This window comes from Gottfriedia acidiceleris (genome assembly GCF_050457485.1).
GTDB classification, from domain to species: domain Bacteria; phylum Bacillota; class Bacilli; order Bacillales; family Bacillaceae_G; genus Gottfriedia; species Gottfriedia acidiceleris_D.
Map to the genome: position 1 here is coordinate 103823 of NZ_JBCMJM010000012.1, position 20114 is coordinate 123936.

Genomic DNA, 20114 nt, shown 5'->3' on the forward strand with positions numbered 1-20114 from the left:
GTATAATTAAATAGTGTGTGCAATCGCTTCCATTTTTATGAAATTTAATTTAACATTTGAATTTCATTGTAATATTTTGCAAAATAATGTAGAGAGTGAAATTTTTGTACATGCGAGTGTCTTGCAGGGGGAGAAAAAATGAGGCGATTTGGTTTTTTAATACTAGTGTTTGTACTATTTTTTAGTACGTTACCAAGTATTAGTTTTGCAGAAAAAAATACAACTGATCTAAGAAAAGAAATGATTTATCGAATTTTAGTTGATCGTTTTTTTGATGGTAATCCTATGAATGATAAAAATACAGACCCGAAAGATTTAAATAAATCTCAGGGTGGGGATTTAGATGGTATTACCCAAAAATTAGATTATCTTAAGGATTTTGGATATAATGCTATTTCTATTTCACCTATTTTTGAGAATGACGCAAATTCATATGATGGATTCTCGGTCGTTAATTTTAGAAAAATTGATCCAAGGTTCGGAACAAATAAAGATCTTAAGAAGTTGGTAAAGGAAGCACATAAACGTAATATAAAAGTTTATATTGATTTTGTTGCAAATAATGCTTCGCCAAATAGTGAACTTGCTAAAAAAACGGATTGGTTTAATCCTGAAAATAGTACAAGTTCAGAAAAGAAATGGATAAATGGGTTACCTGATTTTAATCAAGAAAACAATGAAGTAGCTAATTACTTAATCGAAACAGCTAAGTATTGGATGGATCAAGGTAATTTTGACGGATATAATTTACAAGAAGTAAATAATGTACCTGTTTCATTTTGGGAATCATTTAACAAAGAAATAAAAAAGAAAAATCCAAATTTCATTTTATTTGCTGATTTAAATGCTTCAAGTGATATAGACCTAAATAAATATAAAAATTTAGGTTTTAATGGAATTTATAATGTTGATTCAGTAGCTGATTTAGCAAATACGTTTTCTTCACAAAATCAATCATTAACTGACATAATGAAACAACAAGCGGATTTAAGTAAGCAGTTAGGCTCGACATTAATGATTAACTATGTAGATGATGAAATGACTAAGCGTTTTGTTTCAGTAGCTGTATCAAAAGGGCAGTATCCACCTTCAAGATTAAAGTTGGCACTTGCATATTTATTTACAACACCAGGGATTCCGTTGACGTATTACGGGACAGAAATTGCACTAAATGGTGGAAACATCCCTGATAATCGAAAAGGAATGGATTTCCGTACTGATGAAGATTTTTCAAAATATATTAAAAAACTGACTGAATTAAGAAGAACTTTACCGTCACTTTCTGATGGTGATTTTGAAGTACTTTATGATGATTCTAAAGGTATGACTTTAATTAAGAGACATTACAATGATGAAACTACAATCATAGCAATAAATAATACTTCTCTTGATCAAAAGGTTCATTTAGATTTTGATGTCGTTAAAAAATCTAATGAACTAAGAGGGATGTTAAGTGATGATTTAGTTCGTCCAAATAAAAAAGGATTTGATATCGTCCTTAAAAGAGAATCTTCAAATGTTTATGCAGTTGCACCTAAAACTAGTTTAAACATTGGAGTGATTATTGCAATTCCATCTATTTTTGTAGCATTTATCATCTTTTTATGGTTTGCAAGAAGACGTCATAATGAAGAGAAATAAATACTAGTTAGTTGAGCTTAGAATACTTGAGAAGATGGCTGTCTTTTTTAGTATTCTAAGCAAATTAGAATAAGCTTAAATCCACTAGATTCCAGGGACATCGACTTGTGAAGGAAGATGTGGATTGTATCAAGACTCAATAATTTTTTTAATAGAGTCTACATCTAAAGAAGAAATGATAACGTTTACATTCATTCGTAAATAAGGGGAATTAAAATGACTATTACAATAAAGGATGTTGCGAAGAAAGCGAATGTAGCGCCTTCAACGGTGTCTCGAGTTATCTCAAACAACCCAAGAATAAGTGAAAAAACAAAAAGAAAAGTTAGAAAAGTTATGGATGAACTAAATTATCATCCAAATTTAAATGCAAGGTCATTGGCTAATCGATCTACGAAATCTATTGGATTAGTTTTGCCACCAGCACTAGATACATCATTTCATAATCCTTTTTTTGCAGAAGTAATTAGAGGTGTAACAGCGTATTCGAATCAAAAAGATTACTCTCTTTATTTTATAACAGGAAACAATGAAGATGAAGTTGAGCAAACTGTGATTAAAACAATTAGAGGTAGAAGAGTAGATGGAATTATTCTGCTTTACTCTAAGGAAAATGATAAAATTATTGATTATTTGAACGAAAATAACTTTCCTTTTGTTTTAGTAGGAAAGCCTTATCATTCAATTGATGATATAACATATATTGATAACGATAATTATGCAGCTGCTAGAGATGTAACGAATTATTTAATTGATCATGGACATAGACAAATTGCGTTTGTTGGAGGAGAAAGTAGTCTTCTAGTAACTCAAAACCGTTTACGTGGATTCCAAGATTCAATGCAATTAAACGGGCTTTCAGTAAATGAAGAAGAAATTATATTTACATCATTTACGAGAGACGGTGGAAGAAAAGCAGTAAATCAATTGCTAGAACTAAAGGAACTTCCGACTGCAATTGTTGTAACTGATGATGTATTAGCATTAGGAATTATAAGTGTATTAAGCGAACATAACATTTCAGTCCCGAAAAACATTTCAATTATTAGCTTTAATAATGCAATTTTTGCAGAATTAGCAAATCCACCATTAACATCAGTAGATATTAATATTTATCAATTAGGCAATGAAGCAGCAAAAAATATTATTACAAAAATTGAAGAACCAGATGGTACTGAAAAAAGTATTATCGTTCCATATAAAATAGTAGTCCGTGGTACATGTGTAAAAAATGAAAGATTAACTTTAGTTAGTAGCTAATTAAAGTTATAAAAGTTAAAAAAGAGGATGACTAGTTTCATCCTCTTTTCATTATGTATATATTTATCGGTAATTCAAAAATTGAACATCAATTGATAAATCTGCACCTTTTACAGCAGCGATAATTGCTTGTAAATCATCTCTACTTTTAGCAGTTACACGGATTTGATCATCTTGAATTTGTGATTTTACTTTTAATCCACTATTTTTAATGATTGTATTGATCTTTTTTGCATTATCTTTATCAATACCTTGAACTAATTTAGCTCTTTGTCTTACAGTACCACCGGAAGCACCTTCAACTTTACTGTAGTCTAGATTTTTAATAGGAACATTGCGTTTAATTAATTTATTAATTAATACGTCTTTTAATTGCTCTAACTTATAATCGTCATCAGAAACTAAAACTAGTTCCTCTTTTTCTAATGTAATTGAGCTCTTGCTTCCTTTAAAGTCATAACGAGTTGCGATTTCTTTTGTAGCAAGTTGAATCGCATTCGAGACTTCTGGTAAGTCTACTTTTGAAACAATATCAAATGAACTTTCTTTTGACATAGATAGAATCCCTCCATTTCGTTAATACTAGTATTATAGTGTATGATAGACGAAGTAACAAACTTTCATTATGCATGATATAATAATTTTTAGTTTGGAAGTTTAGAGAGGATGTAACAAAGAATGAGTTTACAAGCAGGAGAGATTGTAACTTTAGTTTGCAGTCGAGAAACAGATATTGGGTATATGCTTGTCCAAGATCAAGAAGAAGTATTTTTACATAAAAATGAGGCATCTGGTGAAGTTGAAATAGATCAAGAAGTAACTGTATTTTTATATCATGATTCTAAAGGTAGACTTTCTGCAACGATGGAAATGCCATTCATTACAACAGAAGGTTATGGATTTGCAAAAGTAGTCGATAAACTTGATGGAGTGGGTGTTTTTGTAAACATCGGCATTTCAAAAGATATTCTTTTAGAAAAAGGTGATCTTCCACCTCTTCAAGAAGTTTGGCCTGAAGAAGGCGATGAAATTTTTTGTACCTTAAAGCAAACAAACAAAGGTAGGCTATTAATTAAAATTGCTACTGAACCAGTCATGAGAGAGTTCTCTGTACCGGCTGAACCTAGTATGCTTAATAAAAATGTTACAGGAATCATTTATCGTACTTTAAGAGTGGGTTCTTATATTTTAACTGATGAACGCTTCATAGGTTTTATCCATGAATCACAGAGAAAAACTGAACCTCGCATTGGTGAAAGAGTAAGTGGACGTATTATTGATATTAAAGATGATGGAAGTATTAACGTATCACTTTTACCAAGGGTGCATGAAGGATTAGATCAAGAAGCAAATGAGATTTATGAATATATGATGAGTCGTGGTGGGGCAATGCCTTACTGGGATAAGAGTGACGCAGAGGATATTAAAGTAAGATTTAAAATTAGTAAGGCTTCATTCAAACGAGCGATGGGAAGATTATTAAAGGAAAATAAAATCTATCAAGAAGACGGTTGGACATACGCAAAAGAACTTTTTGAGAAGAAAGAGCAATAATTAGATTTTGAAACCATTTCACTAGGTGAAGTGGTTTTTTGCTATTTTTTTACAATTTACAGGCATACTAAACATATGAATGTTTAGGAGGCTTGTAGGTGAATGACAAAAAAGAATTGTTAATAAAAGTTCTTGTAGTAATATTTGGTGCATTTATGAATGCATTTGCTATGAATTGTTTTTTAATTCCTGTCAGTGTTTATTCTAGTGGTTTTTCTGGTTTAGCTCAGTTACTTACTAATTTATTAAATGATTTTACACCTTTTTCGGCTTCTACTGGTATTTTACTTGCAATATTAAATATCCCTGTCATCATATTAGCATGGAAAAAAATAGGTCCATCTTTTACTTATTTTACGATTTTAAGCGTTGGAATCACGACGTTATTTTTAGAAGTAATCCCAGTAACGCCTTTATTCTCAAAAGATATTTTACTAAACGCAGTATTTGGTGGATTAATTGTTGCCGTTGGGATTGGATATACATTAAAGTTTGGTGCTTCAACAGGTGGATTAGATATTGTTGCACTAGTATTATCACGTTCGAAAGGAAAACCAGTTGGTACCTATTTCTTCCTGTTTAATGCGTTAATTATCTTAACAGCGGGCTATATATATGGAATGGAGAAAGCACTTTATACACTAATTAACCTATACGTAACGTCTAGATTCATTGATGCAATTCATACTAGTCATATTAAAGTAACTGCCTTTATTGTAACAACAAAAGGTGACGAGTTGCGTAAAGAAATCCATTCGAAGCTAGTGCGAGGAATTACTGCGATTAATGCAAAAGGTGCCTTTACGAATCAAGATAAACAAATTTTAATGATGGTACTATCAAGGTATGAGCTATATTATCTATCGAAAGTCATTAAATCCGTTGATGAAAAGGCGTTTACAAATATCGTTCAAACAATTGATGTATTTGGTGAATTTAGGAAGTTTTAAGAATGGAATTTTATTAAAACAATCATAAAAAACTGTTCGACTTTTACCAAAATTAATGGAAAAGTTGAACAGTTTTATTTTTTGAATCTTATTAATAATAAGGCTTTTTCAAGTTTAGAAAGTTCTTATTGTCTTTCAGAAAGATTTAAATATACTTAAACTATTGGATGAAATTCTACATGTTTTTTGAATCGTTTAAAACGTTTTTTAAATATTAAAGATGATCGACACTTTTAGAAAAAGATTTCTTACCAGCTTGTGCATTTTTACTTTCTTGTGCATTTTTCTTTTCTCTTATAGCGTTATTATCTTTTGCTTTTTTGTCATTATCACTAGTAGGCATATTTAAGCTCCTTTATAAGAAATGATAATGTTAGGTTTGCCTTTATTACCTTAATTATGTATGTGTGTTCGTTTTTACATTTTGGCTTTTGTTAAACAACTATGATGTTTTTACAGAGGCAAATTTTTTAATATAGAGAGAAGTTTTATTTTTTTGAGGAGGAAGCAGAGTTGGTGGAAAGAAATAAAGAGCTTTTATTTAAGCTGGTTGTAGTAATGATTGGTGGTTTCTTAAATGCATTTGCAATGAATTGTTTTTTAATCCCTGCTAATGTTTATTCAAGTGGTTTTGCAGGTCTAGCGCAGTTACTTTCAAATATTATTACTGACTACACTCCGTTTACTGCAACGACGGGGATTCTTTTAGCGTTATTAAATATTCCTGTTATCGTCTTAGCATGGAAAAAAGTTGGACGTTCCTTTACGTTTTTTAGTTTCTTTAGTGTAGGGATCATGACATTATTTTTGGAAATCTTACCTGTTAAACCGATTTTTTCTGATGATATTCTTCTTAATGCAGTCTTTGGTGGTTTAATTGCTGCGATCGGAATTGGAATGACATTAAAATTTGGCGGATCTACAGGTGGATTAGATATTATCGCCTTAGTTCTTTCGAAATCAAAAGGGAAACCGGTTGGAACTTATTTCTTTTTGTTTAATGCAATTATTATCATTACAGCTGGCCAGCTATATGGAATGGAAAAAGCTCTTTATACTTTAATCAATTTATATGTTACTACTCGTGTGATCGATAGTGTTCATACAAGTCATGTTAAGCTAACGGCAATGATTATCACTACAAAAGGTGAAGAGCTTAGAAAAGAAATTCATGCGAAACTTGTCCGAGGAATTACACAAATGAATGCTACTGGAGCATTTACTAAACAAGATAAAGATATTTTAATGATTGTTTTATCTCGTTATGAATTATATGATTTGGAAAGAATTATAAAAAGGGTAGATCCTAAAGCTTTTACGAATGTGGTACAAACCGTTGATGTTTTAGGGGAATTTAGAAAGATTTAAATAGAAAAAGACTAGCAAAAAGTTAAGTTTAATTTTGCTAGTCTTTTTTTGAATTATTTCAATTTAGGATTTTCGGGTTTTTGTTTTCCTTTTAATTCATTAAAAATTGAAGCAGAACTTTGAGTATTCTCGCTTAAAATATTTTTGTTAAGTTGAAATCCGTACGACTCCATTAGTGTTTAATCTCTCTAATTGTTAATGGTTTTGCATCCTCAGTTAATTCGAATCCTAAGAGGCCATTTGGTTCAATTGTAGCAAACTTAATATCATCAAATTTATTTATTCCTTCATTTCGAATACGCAATTCAAATTGATCAACCGTTAAACGTAACTTTTTTAAATTTTTAACATTCAACTTCCCGTTTTCTACTACGATTTTTGATTTTCTTGTAAAAAATTTTTCAAGAGTATTCGATTTCATCTGCAAATATACTAATACAATTAGAGTTAATACAAAAACTGTGGCAGCAACAATTGTTTTTGTTAAGCCCTTTTCAATAATTGGAGTAACGATAATTGTACCAATCGAAATCATAACAATCGTTTGAGGCAAGGTCATTTGTGAAAATGATTTTCTTCCAGCTATTCTTAAAAGTAAAATGCTAACTAAAATTAGTATAAATGAATGAAAAATAGTGTGCATCATATTAATTCCCTTTCAATTATGGGTAAGGAGTACATATGTCATTGATAAAGCTCTATTATTTTTTATAGACAATTTTAATGATTAATAGAAAATGGAATATGATTGGAAATGTATTAGGTGGCAATAGTAGGAACTTAATTTTTTTAAGAGAAGGTGATTTAATCACTAATATTTTGTTAAAGTAATTTCTCAGATTTTTGGTATAATTTAGGGGAAGGATACTAAAAAGGTGGAGATTATTTTGAAAAAGAGATCGATTCTCTTACTAGCTTGTTCACTACTTCTTTCTGGTTGTGGTGCAAAGAGTGACAAGGAAATAAAACCAACACCAAGTACAAAACAAACTGTAGGTCAAAGTAATGAGATTGACGTTGAAAAGCTTTCACCAACACTTGAAATTACAGAAGCTAACGGGCTTGTAAAAATGAAATATTCATTAAGTAATGAAAATAAAATCCCTGCAAATTTTACATTCCCTTCATCACAAACAGTTGATTTTACAATTAAAGATGAAAGTGGACAAATAGTTTATCAATCCTCCCGAGAAATGGTATATGCACAAGTCATTACAAATGTTGCGGTTCCTAGCGGAAAAACACAAGTTTGGGAAGAGCAAGTTAATTTTGCAAATAAAAACCTTCCATATGGGAATTATGAAATAACTGCAAATATCGTTGCATCAAAGGTTAATGAGAAGAATCTTAATGGAGAAATTAAACCTGTTACCCAAATAGTTTCTTACCAAAAACTTCTTCAGTAAATAAAGAACTAGCAGAAACCGAGAACTATAATTAGTAAAAAAACAACCAAAGGAGTATTCCAATGGTTGTTTTTTGTTTTTAATGCTTTAAATTAAGCATTAAAGTTTTGTCTATTATTAGCTTTTCGCTCTTCTGCTTCAGCTAATGTAAAGTGGTAAGGGAATTTTTCAGAGTACTTTGTAACAGAATCAGAACTTTGTTGAATAAAGCGCTTAGACTTATTACTTTTGCCCATTATGATTCCCTCCTAAATTAGGAAAGCTTTTTGTTTTTGACTTCTCAAGAATTTCCAATAGTAATTGATCAATATCAAAAAGTGGATAATCCCTTTGGTGAAGTCCTTAATAGAATGCTCATTTAGCAAATTGTTATAAGTGGTTATTATTAGTTATCTTTGAAATTAATGACAAAGAAGAATTATTATTTTAAGTTGAAAAAATCTTCAAGGAAAATCGCGATTCCATCATCTTGATTAGATAATGTTGTGTGATTTGCAATATTCTTTAATTGATGAATTGCGTTATCCATAGCAACACCATGACCAGCATATTCAATCATTTCCAAATCATTGTCCTCATCCCCAAAAGCTATAATGTTTTTTCGAGGAATATTATAGAAAGATGCTACTTTTTGTAGACCTATTGCCTTATTCATACCAGCTTTAACTATTTCGATTATATGATGAGGTGCTGCCCAGCGACGGTGATCAATTACTTCAGCGTGGACATTTGAAAGGTGTTCACGAATACTTGCAACATGAGACTCTTCACTATCGATTAGAAGACATGTTGGCGCTTGAGAAAGATTTATCACTAAATCTCCGTGGATTATATCTTCTTTTAAGTAGTGGAAAAGTGGGAGGATCTCCTCTTCGTGTTTATCCGCGTATACATCGTCCATTACTTCAGCATACATATTTTTTAATTCATACTCTCTACAAGAACTAATTACCTCTTTTGCAACTTCTAAAGGTAATGATTCGTGATAAACTCCCCATGAATCATCTAGAGGGTGATGAACATAAGCACCATTAAAGTTTACAATTGGAGTTGTAAGTTTTAATTGGTCATAATACATTTTACTAGCTCTAAAAGGTCTACCAGTTGAAATGCATACTTCGTGACCCTGATTCTTTAACTGTTGGATCACTTTTAAAGTACGTTCGGATATTGTTTTTTCATCCGTTAATAAGGTGCCGTCTAAATCTAGTGCAATTAAGTGTTTTGTTTTCATATTCATCACCTTTTATTTTTTAATGTTAATCTTTTTAAGAAAAAATATTATTGGATAAAAAGCCAATTATTACTAATAATACCATCTTTTTAAAAGAAAAAACTTTCTTTTTAGAGGAACAATAAGAACCTAAAAAGAAGGAGGAATGGATTATGGGACAAGCACATCAATTTCGACCAGGCGACAAAGCACCAAATAATGGGGTATACGTAGAAATCGGTGAAACAGGAAGTAACGTAACTCGCCCAAAACAAATTAAACTTCAGGCAGGAGAAGTTTTTCCAGATACACAAAACCATAACAGAAAATGGACATATAAATCTAAATTTAAATAATTGTGGATCATAGAAGAGTAAACATAATAAAAAACAAAAGAGGTATAAAAAAAGCGCTTTCGATTAATTGATCGAGGGCGCTCTTTTATGCTTTTACAATATACAAAATATTGAATGTATTTATCAAAATTTTAGTATTTTATAAATTATCTAAATCTATAAATGATGACATATGTATATACCAAGTTGAACGTTTTTGGGTGCTACAACATATGTTATATATAGATTTTAGTGGTGTTTTGCAACAGGTTCGTTAGGAATTATTGCTTCGCTAAGAACTGAAATAGCTAAAGATAATACTACAGCCATAACTGAAGCAGTTGTGAAATTATACTCTCCGCCAGTCATTGAACTTAAAACGTAAGCTCCCATTTGGCATAAAACAAAGCTCCAGAACAATGTCATAATAAAACGCACTCTAATCACTCCTATCTAGTTAGTTCTTATCATATTATATACCTAGAAATTTGATAATTGAAGTTATAATTAAAAAGTTTTAATTAAAAAAAGTAACTTAAGAATTTTTTATACCTATTTTATAATTCCCCAAAAATACTACATTAATAATAAGGTGATAGGAATGCCTGTAACTGAGAGATTTTTTAAACAAGAGGATCAATATGCAGTTATTCATCTACCTATTAGACCGAATGGTTTCGGAGTACTCTATATCGGTGGGAATACTCATTACGTAGATAATGCACATAGTTGCTTATTGCAGCATTTTGATAAAAGAAAGTTATTATCAACTTTAACAGATGAAGGGTACACAGTATTCACTTCAAATTTATATGGAAAAAATTGGGGTTCTGATGACGCTGTCGATTTAGCAGAAAGCTTATATCATTCAGTTATGAGAAAAGAAATTTTGAATCCATCAATTCATATAATTGGGGAAGGTACTGGTGCATTAGTCGTTTGTAAATTACTTGGTCTCTTAAAGGGAAAAGTCAGAAGTATTTCATTATTAAATCCTTCGTTAAATATAAAAAATGAATTAGATTTAGAAAGAGAAAATAAATTGTTCTATAAAAGAACAGTTCATGAAATTTTAAGAGCATATAAAGCGTCGGATATATATATGGTTATAGATAGAGAATGTTTTTTTTATGAAACAATCTCACCAATTAAAATTTACACCACAACAAGAAATCATTATAAATGGAAAAGCGATATTAGACTTTTAGAAGAAGAGCGACATAAAAATAATTTACCGATTTCGATTTTGATTTCATTAGAAGAGAAAAAATTTGACTGTGGAAGAAACTTAATAAGGTTTTTAAAAAAATATCAGGATGTTTTGTAGTCTCTATATTTTTTTTGAATAAATTTCCTAAAAGAAGGAGGTTAATAATGAAAAAGTGTGCTGTAATTGGATCCAGTGGATTTATAGGATATGAGTTGGTTTGCCAACTAATGGAATATAACGATGTTTCAGCCGTTGTGATGGAAAAAGGAAATGAAAGTGATTTAATAAGTGAAGAAAAAATCTTTTCAATCGGAAGAAATGCAAGGGTCGTCTTTTTGGATGAAGAGCAATTTTTATTAGAGAATGAGCAATATGATACTATTTTTATTTGTCATTTTTATGACGAACTAAAGTTAAAAGGCTCAATTAATAGTTTAGAGTTTACAGAAAAACTTTTTAACAAGATCATTGGCAAAAGTAAGGATATTATCTTTTTATTATCTACAAAAAAAGAATTAGCAGATTTAGAAAGAACTGTTAATGAATTGAGTAAAAATATAGATTGTAATATTACTTATATTGAAATTCCATCTTTATATGGACCTTGGGAGCCATCCGCAGGCTTAGTACATGAATTGATTGTTCAAGACTTAGGAAAGAGAAATGTTTCCATAAAAAATGTATACGGTTCGAATGAAATCCTATTTGTAGAAGATGTAGGTAAAGCAATTCGGATAATTTCTGAGAAGGAATTAAAAGAACATAAATATATCATTACAGCTAAACAAAGTATGTACTTACCAGAGGACGGGAGTTTCACCGGATTACAAAATATGATCGACGGAATAAAATTCACTCAAATGAGAAACTATATTGATGCAACTCCTTTTATTATTATTAATACAACTTCATTTGAGGATGGTATACAAAAGCAAAAACAGCAAATTCAACAGCATTTTCATCTTTACTAAAACTTTTTTGATGAATAAGTTGATTGAAGCTAAAGGGGTGCTCGACTCCTATGGGATGTGCGGGAAGGCTGAGACCCCACAGGAACGTACGTGACGATGAGGCTCAGGTCTCGCTCCATGGAAAGTTGGAAAGCGAGCATCCTGTAGCGGAAATCAACCTTACGTGGGCTCCTTTACGAAAACATGGTTAATAATTGACAAGATTGTTTTTCAACAGCGTGAAGGAAATGGTTCATTTTGAACTATTTCCTTTTTTGTAGTAGAATACTATTCGTTTAAAAATACGCTTTGTGGCTTTGAGGTTCGTCCAATTGAGTGGTATTCTTTTTAAGAAATGATTCCTCTTTTTTACATAGCCTAGATTTTAAAAGATAAAAATGTAGACAAAGTACATATTATTTCATAAAATTAGTACCAGGTAATAATAAGAAGACATAAAAATAATAAAGTAAGGCGGGGATATTAATGAATGCTGGAATTTTAGGTATTGGCTCATACGTACCCGAAAAAAAGTTAACTAATTATGATTTAGAACAAATGATGGATACTTCAGATGAGTGGATTGTTAGTCGTACTGGTATTAAAGAAAGAAGAATTGCTAGTGACGAACAAGACACATCTGATTTAGCATATGAAGCTGCGGTAGAAGCTTTAAAAGATGCAGATGTAAAAGCAGAAGAACTTGACTTAATTCTAGTTGGAACTGTAACTCCAGATAAGTCGTTTCCATCAGTTGCATGTGTAATTCAAGAAAGACTTGGAGCTAAAAATGCAGCTGCAATGGATATTAGTGCTGCTTGTGCTGGATTTATTTACGGAGTTGTTACTGCAGCTCAGTTTGTAAAAACTGGTACATACAGTAGAATTCTAGTAATCGGAGCTGAAAAGTTAACTAAAATTGTTAACTGGGAAGATCGTAATACGGCAGTTTTATTTGGTGACGGTGCAGGTGCTGCGGTTATCGGTCCAGTAAGTGAAGGTAGAGGAATTCTTTCTTATGAATTAGGAGCGGACGGTACAGGTGGTAAACATCTTTATAAAGGTGGAGATCACTTAGTAATGAATGGTCGAGAAGTGTTTAAATTTGCAGTTCGTCAAATGGGAGATTCTTGTGAAACTGTATTAAAATTAGCAGGATTAACAAAAGAAGAAGTGGATTTCTTAATTCCACACCAAGCGAATACTCGTATAATGGACGCTGCAAGAGAAAGATTACAGCTTCCTAAAGAAAAAATGAGTGTAATTATTGATCGTCATGGTAATACATCTTCATCTTCAATTCCAATTGCATTAGTTGAAGAATATAAAAAAGGAAATGTTAAAGAAGACGATGTATTAGTATTAGTTGGATTTGGCGGCGGATTAACTTGGGGTGCAATTGCACTTCGATTCGGAAGATAATCTAATTGAAGGAGGATTTTTAGATATGAAAAAACGAGTTGTTATTACAGGTTTAGGTGCAGTATCACCTATTGGTAATGATATAAATACAGTATGGGAAAGTTTAATGAATGGAAAGAGTGGAATTGGCGTTCTGACTCGAAAAAATCCTGATAATTTCCCTGTTAAAGTTGCAGGAGAAGTAAAAGACTTTGATCCTGAAAAATATATTGATAAAAAAGAAGTTAAACGCATGGACCGTTTTACTCACTATGCAATTGCAGCTTCAAAAATGGCATTAGAAGATGCAAACTTTACGATTGATGAAGAAATTGCTCCAAAAGTTGGTGTTTGGATTGGTTCTGGTATCGGTGGTATGGAGACATATGAAGAACAGTTTAATACTTTCCAAACAAAAGGTGCACGTCGAGTAAGCCCATTCTTTATTCCGATGCTAATCCCTGATATGGCATCTGGACAAGTATCTATCTTAACAGGTGCTAAGGGTCCAAATGGTTGTACAGTTACAGCTTGTGCTTCTGGTGCAAGTTCGATTGGTGATGCTTTCAAAATTATTCAACGTGGCGATGCAGTTGCAATGATTACAGGTGGAGCAGAAGCACCAATTACTGATATGGGTCTTGCTGGATTCTGTGCTGCAAGAGCTTTATCATTAAATCCAGATCCAGAAAAAGCTTGTCGTCCATTTGATAATGCTCGTGATGGCTTTATCATTGGTGAAGGTGCTGGTATCGTATTCCTTGAGGAATTAGAACACGCATTAGCTCGTGGAGCGAAGATTTATGCTGAAATCGTTGGATACGGAACAACTGGTGATGCGCACCATATTACAGCACCAGCTCCAGGAGGAGAAGGTGGCGCACGTGCAATGAGAATGGCACTTGATGATGCTGGTTTATCAGTTGAAGATATTCATTACATTAATGCGCATGGAACAAGTACTGAATTAAACGATAAATTTGAAACGATGGCAATTAAAGAAGTATTTGGTGAACATGCATACAATGTACCAATTAGTTCAACAAAATCTATGACTGGTCATATGCTAGGAGCAGCTGGTGGGATTGAAGCAATTATTACAGCACTAACAATTCATAATAAAGTAATTGCTCCAACGATTAATCACCAAGAAACTGATAGCGAATGTGATTTAGATTATGTACCAAATGTTGCTAGACCATTTAATGTAAAAGCAGCAATTTCTAATTCATTAGGATTTGGTGGACATAATGTCACTTTAGCATTTAAAGAATACACTAAATAAGTTTAAAATTTATTTATATATCTTTTGGGCACGAAAGCTTAGGTCTTTACCTAAGCTTTTTTTATATTAGAAATCACAGTGTAAAAAAAAGTAACTTTCACTAGTTAATTATCATACTTTAATAGTAAATTGAGGTGATTAACTTGGGATAATGCCTACTTATAAATGGGTTGATTTTATTGAAGATAAACAAATAGTAATGAAAAAACTTTTACCATATTTTCCGAAATATAATGAGGAGAGTTTATATAAATATCTTCTTTCCCACGGTTTATCGAGGCTGTCAACCTTGAGTAAAGATGATCTGAAACAACTAGATGAAGAAAGTATATGGAAAAGCCTCTCAGAAGAGTTTGAGAAGTTAAAAAGAGAATTTAATGGACCAGACATACCTATCTTTATTTTACCTTGTCATAGAAGTGCAAGTATGTTTAAAAACACGACTTATCAAAGGGGCGGAATCGCACATAAAAATTGTATTTGTTTATTTTTGTCCCCATTAGAAGGAATTTTACAACATAAAGCAGTATTATTACATGAGTATCATCATATTGTAAGATTGACAAAGTTATATAAAAACAAAAAGGTCACATTACTTGATGCAATGATTTTAGAAGGGTTAGCCGAAACTGCAGTTTTAGATAAATATGGAGAAGCAGTTCAGGCACCATGGACAAATCAGTATTCTTCCAAGCAATGTGAATTATATTATAAAAAATATTTAATCGATAAACTTGAGATAACAAGTAATGATGATAATTTTTCTAAATACTTGTATGGTGGGAACGGAATTCCAAAATTATTGGGTTACAGTGTTGGATATGACATTGTTAAAAGTTGTACAGAGCAGACAGAATGGTCAACTGATATCCTTTTACGAACGCCAAGTAAAAAGATTAAGGAAAATGCAATACATTATATTTCGATTTGAATGCAAACGATTCATGAGCCTATCAGAGCTAATATAATGTATTGCAGTATTAATGTATCAGAGATGGCTTTAATCTACGATATTTTAATGATTTATTGACGATTTTTCATTCAGTTTGTTAAACACTTTTTGTAATTCAGTGGAAAATGGAATAAATTAGTGAATCACTGACCATACTGAAAGTTACATACAGTTGTGAAGTGAGGGGTAGTAAATGTTGTATTTACATGATGTATGGGTCAATTGGTTTGAAGGTGAAGAAAATGGTTACAATGTCTGTCATTTTTTTGAATGGAGAAAAGATGATAGTGTTGAATTATTAGACCAAGTTCCAGTCATTAAAGTTACTCCAGAGTTATATCAGTATATTGAAAATGAACTATTAGAGCTTCCTTCCGGTCTATTAACTGAAGTGTTTCAAAAGTCTTATGTAAGAAAGAATCATGAGCGTATTCAACTAGATTATTGCTTTGTAGTAACTGACGGTAATGGTATTATTGCGGTTGACACAATTGGGTATAATATTCCAATTCGAAAAAGTCGTTTAATACCAAGGCAAGAACAAATGGTGTATGATATGACAGCTGAGATTGAAGAAAGTCACTATAATCTTCAAAATTTAGTAAATGATGATACAAAAGAACATCATATACTGTCACCGTCGCCAATTATTATGAGCGGACTAACAAGAAAAGAAAGACAACTAAAGCAGTTATTATTTATGGCGCTAGATCAACTCCATTCATCAAAAAACCCATCGGAGATCAGGTATTGGTACACTGAGTGGAATCCAAGATCGTATCAACAAATTCAGGATTTGTCATTTGAGGACATTTGGTCCCAATTATATGACGAAATAAAGTGTGGTTGGTCAGAGCGACATGAGCAATTATGTGGAAGAATCGTTAAAGGTCAACCTTTCTTTGAAAAACTATGGGAAATGGAACACGAACAAAAAGTAAACTAAAAGAGGTTATTTAAAATGACCTCAAAAACGAGAAAGACCCACTAGGTGATTAAGTGCCTTGTGGGTTTTTTAATGATTTCTTGATAATTCGTCCTTTTCCTCACAGTAAAGAAAAAGGTGCCCCTAAAGTCCTTTGACTTATAAGACACCCATTACTATTTTAATTTTTACGTAAAACAGGATTATTTTTTTCTTTTGCGACCTAATCCCATAGCATTTTCCATTTTTTTTATCATTTTACTCGCAACGGCATTTGCTTTTGCAGCTCCTGCATCTAAAATATCATCTAATTCAGTCGAGGAAATAATTTCTTTATAGCGTTCTTGTAATGGACGTAATCCGTTTACTACTACATCTGCAACATCTTGTTTGAATTCTCCATAATTTTTACCAACGTATTTATTTTCCAATTCCTGAATTGTTTCACCAGTAAATGCTGAGTAAATGCTTAATAAATTTGAAATACCAGGCTTATTTTCTTTATCATACTTAACAATGCCTTCAGAGTCAGTTACAGCACTTTTAATTTTCTTTTCAATTACTTTAGGTTCGTCTAAAACAAAAATCGTAGCTTTTTGATTTTCATCGGATTTACTCATTTTTTTAGTTGGATCAGCTAAACTCATAATTCTAGCAGCGTCTTTACTAATTCTAACTTCAGGGATTGTAAAGATATCGTTATATTTCTTATTAAAACGCTCTGCTAAGTCACGAGTAAGCTCTAAATGTTGCTTTTGGTCATCTCCAACTGGAACTAAGTGGGTACCGTATAAAAGTATATCTGCGGCCATTAAAGGTGGGTAAGTTAATAAAGCAGCAGATACACCATCTTTACCAGTTGATTTGTCTTTAAACTGTGTCATACGCTCTAATTCACCGATATATGATATACATTGCATCATCCATCCTGCTTGAGCGTGTGCAGGTACTTCAGATTGAATGAAAATAGTTGATTTTTCTGGGTCTAATCCAGCAGCAACATAGATTGCAGATAGACTTTGAATGTTTTTACGTAAAGCAAGTCTGTCTTGCGGAACTGTTATTGCATGTTGATCAACAATACAGAAATAACAGTTATAATCATTTTGTAATTCAATGAATTGTTTAACCGCGCCTAAATAGTTACCTAAAGTAATACCTCCAGATGATGTTGGTTGAATTCCACTAAAAATAGTTTGCATCTTAAAATCCTCCTAAATAAAGCTAATTAAAATAAAAAAAGCGGCATAATCTCTCTATTACATAGAGACGATTAAACCGCGGTACCACTCTAGTTATTCCAAATAAGGAATCACTCATGCTCTCATCTATCGTTTGAGTTACGTCGAAGCCTACTTATACTATATGTTCGGTTCGAAGCTCAGAAGTCCATTCGACAGGGAGCATGACTTGTTTTCACCATCCACAAGCTCTCTTAACATGCTAAATCTGTGTACTACTCTTCTTCATAGCTTATATATACTTTCTATAGATAATATCTTAATTATATTCAACTTTCAAGATGTTGATACATCATTTAGTAAATAATGATAAAACTGAATAAAAAAGAAAGGATAACTAAAGTAATTGAAGCCATAAGTAATGGTTTTGTAATTGAAAATCTATATCTTCTATAGATCATATCCTTTTTAACAGTAAGTGATTCATCACCAGTCATTTCTGCCATCTGTTGGTCTCTCGTTCCGAAAACTTTACGCATTCCAAAGCGAGTGATATTAAAAAATCCACTTTGTACGATTAATAAAAAACCACCAATAACAAATAATGTTAGTCCAATATAGAATATTGTGTTCGTGAAATGAAGGAAAAAGTTTAATGTTCCTTGGGTAAAAGAAAAGATTGCTGCTAGTACTATCGTAGATAATACGACAATAATATAGTGTTTCGACATTTAATTTGTGATCCTCCTGTTGGAAAGAATTATATATTGTAGACTTAATAATGCTATACTATAATAACAATGTAAACAGTTTCAACTAATCGTTACAAAATATTTTTAAATTGTTAGCATTTTTAAGACAATTCTCTTTATTTTAACAAATTATTTAATTTTATTTGTCAAAATTGTTGTAAAACTCTAATAAAAATGTATAATAAAATTTGTAGAAAAAAATCGATACTTATCGAAAATTCTACTATAAAAATTCAGAATTGTATATTAACTTTCTGCATTTTAACCTACATTGCATTAGCATCTTAGGGGGAATAATCATGGATTGTGAGATATGTTACGATAAATAAATTTGTTATAGTGAAATTGTAATTTGAATTTTAGAATAAGCATTCATTTTTTTACTAAATTTTTGAATAAATATCTAAATAAGCTATTTTTTATAAGGATCCCAGCTCAATTAATAAGGGAGAAATTGTAAGGAATAATCTGTTTAGAATAATAATTTAGAATTTTCCAGTAAAAAAATATTGACCAAAAGCGTCATTACGAATACGCTTACATTGTTGGAAAAAAAAGCTTAAGCAAAAATTTACACCATTTTACATCAAATGAAAAAAAAGGATTAAATGATTAATCCCATGTTTGAGAATAATATGGACAAGAAGTTAAATCGATCGAAAAAATTACAGAATTATAATTGGTACTAAAGAGTATGTGGAATAGATCCAAATAGGGGAAAGTCCAAATGCTCTCATTTTTACAAAAGAATTATCAAAAAATAAAAAAAATAAAATTTTTTTAAATTAATAGGGGGGTGCAGTTGTGGGACGTTACGTGCTACAGAGATTTATTTACATGTTTGTCACACTATTTTTAATTTGTACTGTTACATTTTTCTTAATGAAGTTGTTACCAGGTTCTCCATTAAAAAACCCAGAGAAATTAACACCAGATCAAAAACAAATTATCTTTGCTAAATTTGGGTTAGATAAACCAGTTCCTGTACAATATGCAAAGTATATGGAGAATTTAGCTAAAGGAGATTTAGGAGTTTCATATAGATACGATAATCGTAAAGTAACTGATATGATTAAAACTCGTATTGGTCCATCAGCTCAATTAGGTGCACAAGCACTATTATTAGGAACATTTATCGGATTAATCTTCGGTATCGTAGCAGCATTGAAAAATAATACTATATGGGACTACGGTTCTACTGTTCTAGCAGTTCTAGGTATTTCCATCCCGTCATTCGTATTCGGGGCAATCCTACAGTATTATTTAGCAGTAAAATTACATTTGTTCCCGGTAGCATATTGGGAAAGCTTTAAATACACAATCCTACCGACAATTGCATTGTCAGTATTCGTTACAGCAACTATAGCTCGATTCTCAAGAACAGAATTAATTGAAGTAATGAACTCAGAATATATCGTAACAGCAAAAGCAAAAGGTATTTCTCAATTAGGCATAATTCTAAAACATGCCCTACGAAATGCATTAATCCCAGTAGTTACAATTTTAGGCCCAATGGCTGTAAACTTAATGACTGGAACATTAGTTATTGAAAATATGTTTGCTGTACCTGGACTAGGTTCTCAATTCGTTAACTCAATCCAAACAAATGACTATTCATTAATTATGGGTACAACAATTTTCTATAGTGCGTTATTATTAATCGTAATTTTTGTAGTAGATATTTTATACGGTGTAATTGATCCACGTATCCGTTTAGCAGGAGGTAAATAA

The 20114-nt window shown here is 31.5% G+C and carries 22 protein-coding genes and 1 other annotated feature; of the genes, 14 read left to right on the forward strand and 8 right to left on the reverse strand.

Going from position 1 to position 20114, the window contains the following annotated elements:
* The first annotated feature begins 138 nt into the window (after window positions 1-138).
* Together ABEY15_RS13575 and ABEY15_RS13580 are read left to right on the forward strand one after the other, a co-directional pair.
* Complete coding sequence (locus ABEY15_RS13575) at window positions 139-1641, forward strand: alpha-amylase family glycosyl hydrolase (RefSeq protein WP_429890639.1); 1503 nt, start codon at window positions 139-141, stop codon at window positions 1639-1641.
* Between the two features lie 216 nt (window positions 1642-1857).
* Window positions 1858-2901: a LacI family DNA-binding transcriptional regulator gene (locus ABEY15_RS13580; protein WP_429890640.1), complete on the forward strand. Its 1044-nt coding sequence runs from the start codon at window positions 1858-1860 to the stop codon at window positions 2899-2901.
* 63 nt (window positions 2902-2964) lie between these two features.
* Here the strand turns inward: ABEY15_RS13580 and ABEY15_RS13585 are convergent, their stop codons facing one another.
* Entirely contained in the window at window positions 2965-3456 is a 492-nt protein-coding gene (locus ABEY15_RS13585; RefSeq protein WP_069032968.1) for a YajQ family cyclic di-GMP-binding protein, read from the reverse strand.
* Window positions 3457-3579: 123 nt separating this feature from the next.
* Here ABEY15_RS13585 and ABEY15_RS13590 point away from each other — a divergent pair, with 123 nt between their 5' ends.
* Both ABEY15_RS13590 and ABEY15_RS13595 read left to right on the forward strand, forming a co-directional pair.
* Complete coding sequence (locus tag ABEY15_RS13590) at window positions 3580-4455, forward strand: CvfB family protein (RefSeq protein WP_429890641.1); 876 nt, start codon at window positions 3580-3582, stop codon at window positions 4453-4455.
* Between the two features lie 98 nt (window positions 4456-4553).
* The gene (locus tag ABEY15_RS13595) at window positions 4554-5405 is read left to right on the forward strand and encodes a YitT family protein (protein ID WP_429890642.1); all 852 of its coding nucleotides are present in this window, start codon (window positions 4554-4556) and stop codon (window positions 5403-5405) included.
* Between the two features lie 214 nt (window positions 5406-5619).
* Here the strand turns inward: ABEY15_RS13595 and ABEY15_RS13600 are convergent, their stop codons facing one another.
* Window positions 5620-5748, reverse strand: a complete 129-nt coding sequence (locus ABEY15_RS13600; RefSeq protein ID WP_097973689.1) for a DUF3941 domain-containing protein — start codon at window positions 5746-5748, stop codon at window positions 5620-5622.
* 215 nt (window positions 5749-5963) lie between these two features.
* Here ABEY15_RS13600 and ABEY15_RS13605 point away from each other — a divergent pair, with 215 nt between their 5' ends.
* Window positions 5964-6773 (forward strand): YitT family protein, encoded by an 810-nt coding sequence (locus tag ABEY15_RS13605; protein WP_429890768.1) that lies wholly within the window; start codon window positions 5964-5966, stop codon window positions 6771-6773.
* Between the two features lie 172 nt (window positions 6774-6945).
* On the opposite strand, the gene ABEY15_RS13610 is transcribed toward ABEY15_RS13605, so the two are convergent.
* The gene (locus tag ABEY15_RS13610) at window positions 6946-7419 is read right to left on the reverse strand and encodes a DUF421 domain-containing protein (protein ID WP_429890643.1); all 474 of its coding nucleotides are present in this window, start codon (window positions 7417-7419) and stop codon (window positions 6946-6948) included.
* Between the two features lie 241 nt (window positions 7420-7660).
* Between ABEY15_RS13610 and ABEY15_RS13615 the strand changes: the two genes are divergently transcribed.
* Window positions 7661-8179, forward strand: a complete 519-nt coding sequence (locus tag ABEY15_RS13615; RefSeq protein WP_429890644.1) for a BsuPI-related putative proteinase inhibitor — start codon at window positions 7661-7663, stop codon at window positions 8177-8179.
* Window positions 8180-8271: 92 nt separating this feature from the next.
* Here ABEY15_RS13615 and ABEY15_RS13620 read toward each other — a convergent pair whose 3' ends face one another.
* Both ABEY15_RS13620 and ABEY15_RS13625 read right to left on the reverse strand, forming a co-directional pair.
* On the reverse strand, window positions 8272-8415 hold the full coding sequence (locus tag ABEY15_RS13620; RefSeq protein WP_429890645.1) for a hypothetical protein: 144 nt from the start codon (window positions 8413-8415) through the stop codon (window positions 8272-8274).
* Window positions 8416-8600: 185 nt separating this feature from the next.
* Entirely contained in the window at window positions 8601-9413 is an 813-nt protein-coding gene (locus tag ABEY15_RS13625) for a Cof-type HAD-IIB family hydrolase (RefSeq protein ID WP_429890646.1), read from the reverse strand.
* 152 nt (window positions 9414-9565) lie between these two features.
* Between ABEY15_RS13625 and ABEY15_RS13630 the strand changes: the two genes are divergently transcribed.
* Window positions 9566-9748 carry a YjzC family protein gene (locus tag ABEY15_RS13630; protein WP_056473610.1) on the forward strand — a complete coding sequence of 61 codons (183 nt, stop codon included), beginning with the start codon at window positions 9566-9568 and terminating at the stop codon, window positions 9746-9748.
* 228 nt (window positions 9749-9976) lie between these two features.
* On the opposite strand, the gene ABEY15_RS13635 is transcribed toward ABEY15_RS13630, so the two are convergent.
* Entirely contained in the window at window positions 9977-10165 is a 189-nt protein-coding gene (locus ABEY15_RS13635; protein WP_069032973.1) for a YjzD family protein, read from the reverse strand.
* 163 nt (window positions 10166-10328) lie between these two features.
* Between ABEY15_RS13635 and ABEY15_RS13640 the strand changes: the two genes are divergently transcribed.
* The 6 genes from ABEY15_RS13640 (at window position 10329) to ABEY15_RS13665 (ending at window position 16471) form a co-directional block, all read left to right on the forward strand.
* Window positions 10329-11054, forward strand: coding sequence for an alpha/beta hydrolase (locus tag ABEY15_RS13640; protein WP_429890648.1), 726 nt, complete (start codon window positions 10329-10331; stop codon window positions 11052-11054).
* 47 nt (window positions 11055-11101) lie between these two features.
* A complete protein-coding gene (locus ABEY15_RS13645; protein ID WP_429890649.1) occupies window positions 11102-11908 on the forward strand; it encodes a hypothetical protein in 807 nt (268 codons plus the stop codon).
* Window positions 11909-12373: 465 nt separating this feature from the next.
* Window positions 12374-13309 (forward strand): beta-ketoacyl-ACP synthase III, encoded by a 936-nt coding sequence (locus ABEY15_RS13650; RefSeq protein WP_069032976.1) that lies wholly within the window; start codon window positions 12374-12376, stop codon window positions 13307-13309.
* A gap of 25 nt (window positions 13310-13334) precedes the next feature.
* Window positions 13335-14573, forward strand: coding sequence for a beta-ketoacyl-ACP synthase II (gene fabF / locus ABEY15_RS13655; RefSeq protein WP_429890650.1), 1239 nt, complete (start codon window positions 13335-13337; stop codon window positions 14571-14573).
* A 151-nt stretch (window positions 14574-14724) separates the two neighbouring features.
* Window positions 14725-15504, forward strand: coding sequence for a DUF2268 domain-containing protein (locus ABEY15_RS13660; protein ID WP_429890652.1), 780 nt, complete (start codon window positions 14725-14727; stop codon window positions 15502-15504).
* 214 nt (window positions 15505-15718) lie between these two features.
* Window positions 15719-16471, forward strand: a complete 753-nt coding sequence (locus ABEY15_RS13665; protein ID WP_429890653.1) for a YjbA family protein — start codon at window positions 15719-15721, stop codon at window positions 16469-16471.
* Window positions 16472-16653: 182 nt separating this feature from the next.
* Here ABEY15_RS13665 and trpS read toward each other — a convergent pair whose 3' ends face one another.
* Both trpS and ABEY15_RS13675 read right to left on the reverse strand, forming a co-directional pair.
* A complete protein-coding gene (gene trpS, locus ABEY15_RS13670; protein ID WP_429890654.1) occupies window positions 16654-17652 on the reverse strand; it encodes a tryptophan--tRNA ligase in 999 nt (332 codons plus the stop codon).
* Window positions 17653-17712: 60 nt separating this feature from the next.
* Window positions 17713-17929, reverse strand: a binding site (T-box leader).
* A 58-nt stretch (window positions 17930-17987) separates the two neighbouring features.
* Window positions 17988-18362, reverse strand: coding sequence for a DUF3899 domain-containing protein (locus ABEY15_RS13675; RefSeq protein ID WP_429890655.1), 375 nt, complete (start codon window positions 18360-18362; stop codon window positions 17988-17990).
* Window positions 18363-19187: 825 nt separating this feature from the next.
* On the opposite strand from ABEY15_RS13675, the gene opp3b reads away from it, so the two are divergent.
* Window positions 19188-20114, forward strand: coding sequence for an oligopeptide ABC transporter permease (gene opp3b, locus ABEY15_RS13680; protein ID WP_429890657.1), 927 nt, complete (start codon window positions 19188-19190; stop codon window positions 20112-20114).

Excerpts from the sequence above, each read along its gene's own strand:
- ABEY15_RS13575 (WP_429890639.1), top strand. The coding sequence starts at position 139 with ATGAGGCGATTTGGTTTTTTAATACTAGTGTTTGTACTATTTTTTAGT.
- ABEY15_RS13580 (WP_429890640.1), top strand. The coding sequence starts at position 1,858 with ATGACTATTACAATAAAGGATGTTGCGAAGAAAGCGAATGTAGCGCCT.
- ABEY15_RS13585 (WP_069032968.1), bottom strand. The coding sequence starts at position 3,456 with ATGTCAAAAGAAAGTTCATTTGATATTGTTTCAAAAGTAGACTTACCA.
- ABEY15_RS13590 (WP_429890641.1), top strand. The coding sequence starts at position 3,580 with ATGAGTTTACAAGCAGGAGAGATTGTAACTTTAGTTTGCAGTCGAGAA.
- ABEY15_RS13600 (WP_097973689.1), bottom strand. The coding sequence starts at position 5,748 with ATGCCTACTAGTGATAATGACAAAAAAGCAAAAGATAATAACGCTATA.
- ABEY15_RS13605 (WP_429890768.1), top strand. The coding sequence starts at position 5,964 with ATGATTGGTGGTTTCTTAAATGCATTTGCAATGAATTGTTTTTTAATC.
- ABEY15_RS13610 (WP_429890643.1), bottom strand. The coding sequence starts at position 7,419 with ATGATGCACACTATTTTTCATTCATTTATACTAATTTTAGTTAGCATT.
- ABEY15_RS13620 (WP_429890645.1), bottom strand. The coding sequence starts at position 8,415 with ATGGGCAAAAGTAATAAGTCTAAGCGCTTTATTCAACAAAGTTCTGAT.
- ABEY15_RS13625 (WP_429890646.1), bottom strand. The coding sequence starts at position 9,413 with ATGAAAACAAAACACTTAATTGCACTAGATTTAGACGGCACCTTATTA.
- ABEY15_RS13630 (WP_056473610.1), top strand. The coding sequence starts at position 9,566 with ATGGGACAAGCACATCAATTTCGACCAGGCGACAAAGCACCAAATAAT.
- ABEY15_RS13640 (WP_429890648.1), top strand. The coding sequence starts at position 10,329 with ATGCCTGTAACTGAGAGATTTTTTAAACAAGAGGATCAATATGCAGTT.
- ABEY15_RS13645 (WP_429890649.1), top strand. The coding sequence starts at position 11,102 with ATGAAAAAGTGTGCTGTAATTGGATCCAGTGGATTTATAGGATATGAG.
- ABEY15_RS13650 (WP_069032976.1), top strand. The coding sequence starts at position 12,374 with ATGAATGCTGGAATTTTAGGTATTGGCTCATACGTACCCGAAAAAAAG.
- fabF (WP_429890650.1), top strand. The coding sequence starts at position 13,335 with ATGAAAAAACGAGTTGTTATTACAGGTTTAGGTGCAGTATCACCTATT.
- ABEY15_RS13660 (WP_429890652.1), top strand. The coding sequence starts at position 14,725 with ATGCCTACTTATAAATGGGTTGATTTTATTGAAGATAAACAAATAGTA.
- ABEY15_RS13665 (WP_429890653.1), top strand. The coding sequence starts at position 15,719 with ATGTTGTATTTACATGATGTATGGGTCAATTGGTTTGAAGGTGAAGAA.
- trpS (WP_429890654.1), bottom strand. The coding sequence starts at position 17,652 with ATGCAAACTATTTTTAGTGGAATTCAACCAACATCATCTGGAGGTATT.
- ABEY15_RS13675 (WP_429890655.1), bottom strand. The coding sequence starts at position 18,362 with ATGTCGAAACACTATATTATTGTCGTATTATCTACGATAGTACTAGCA.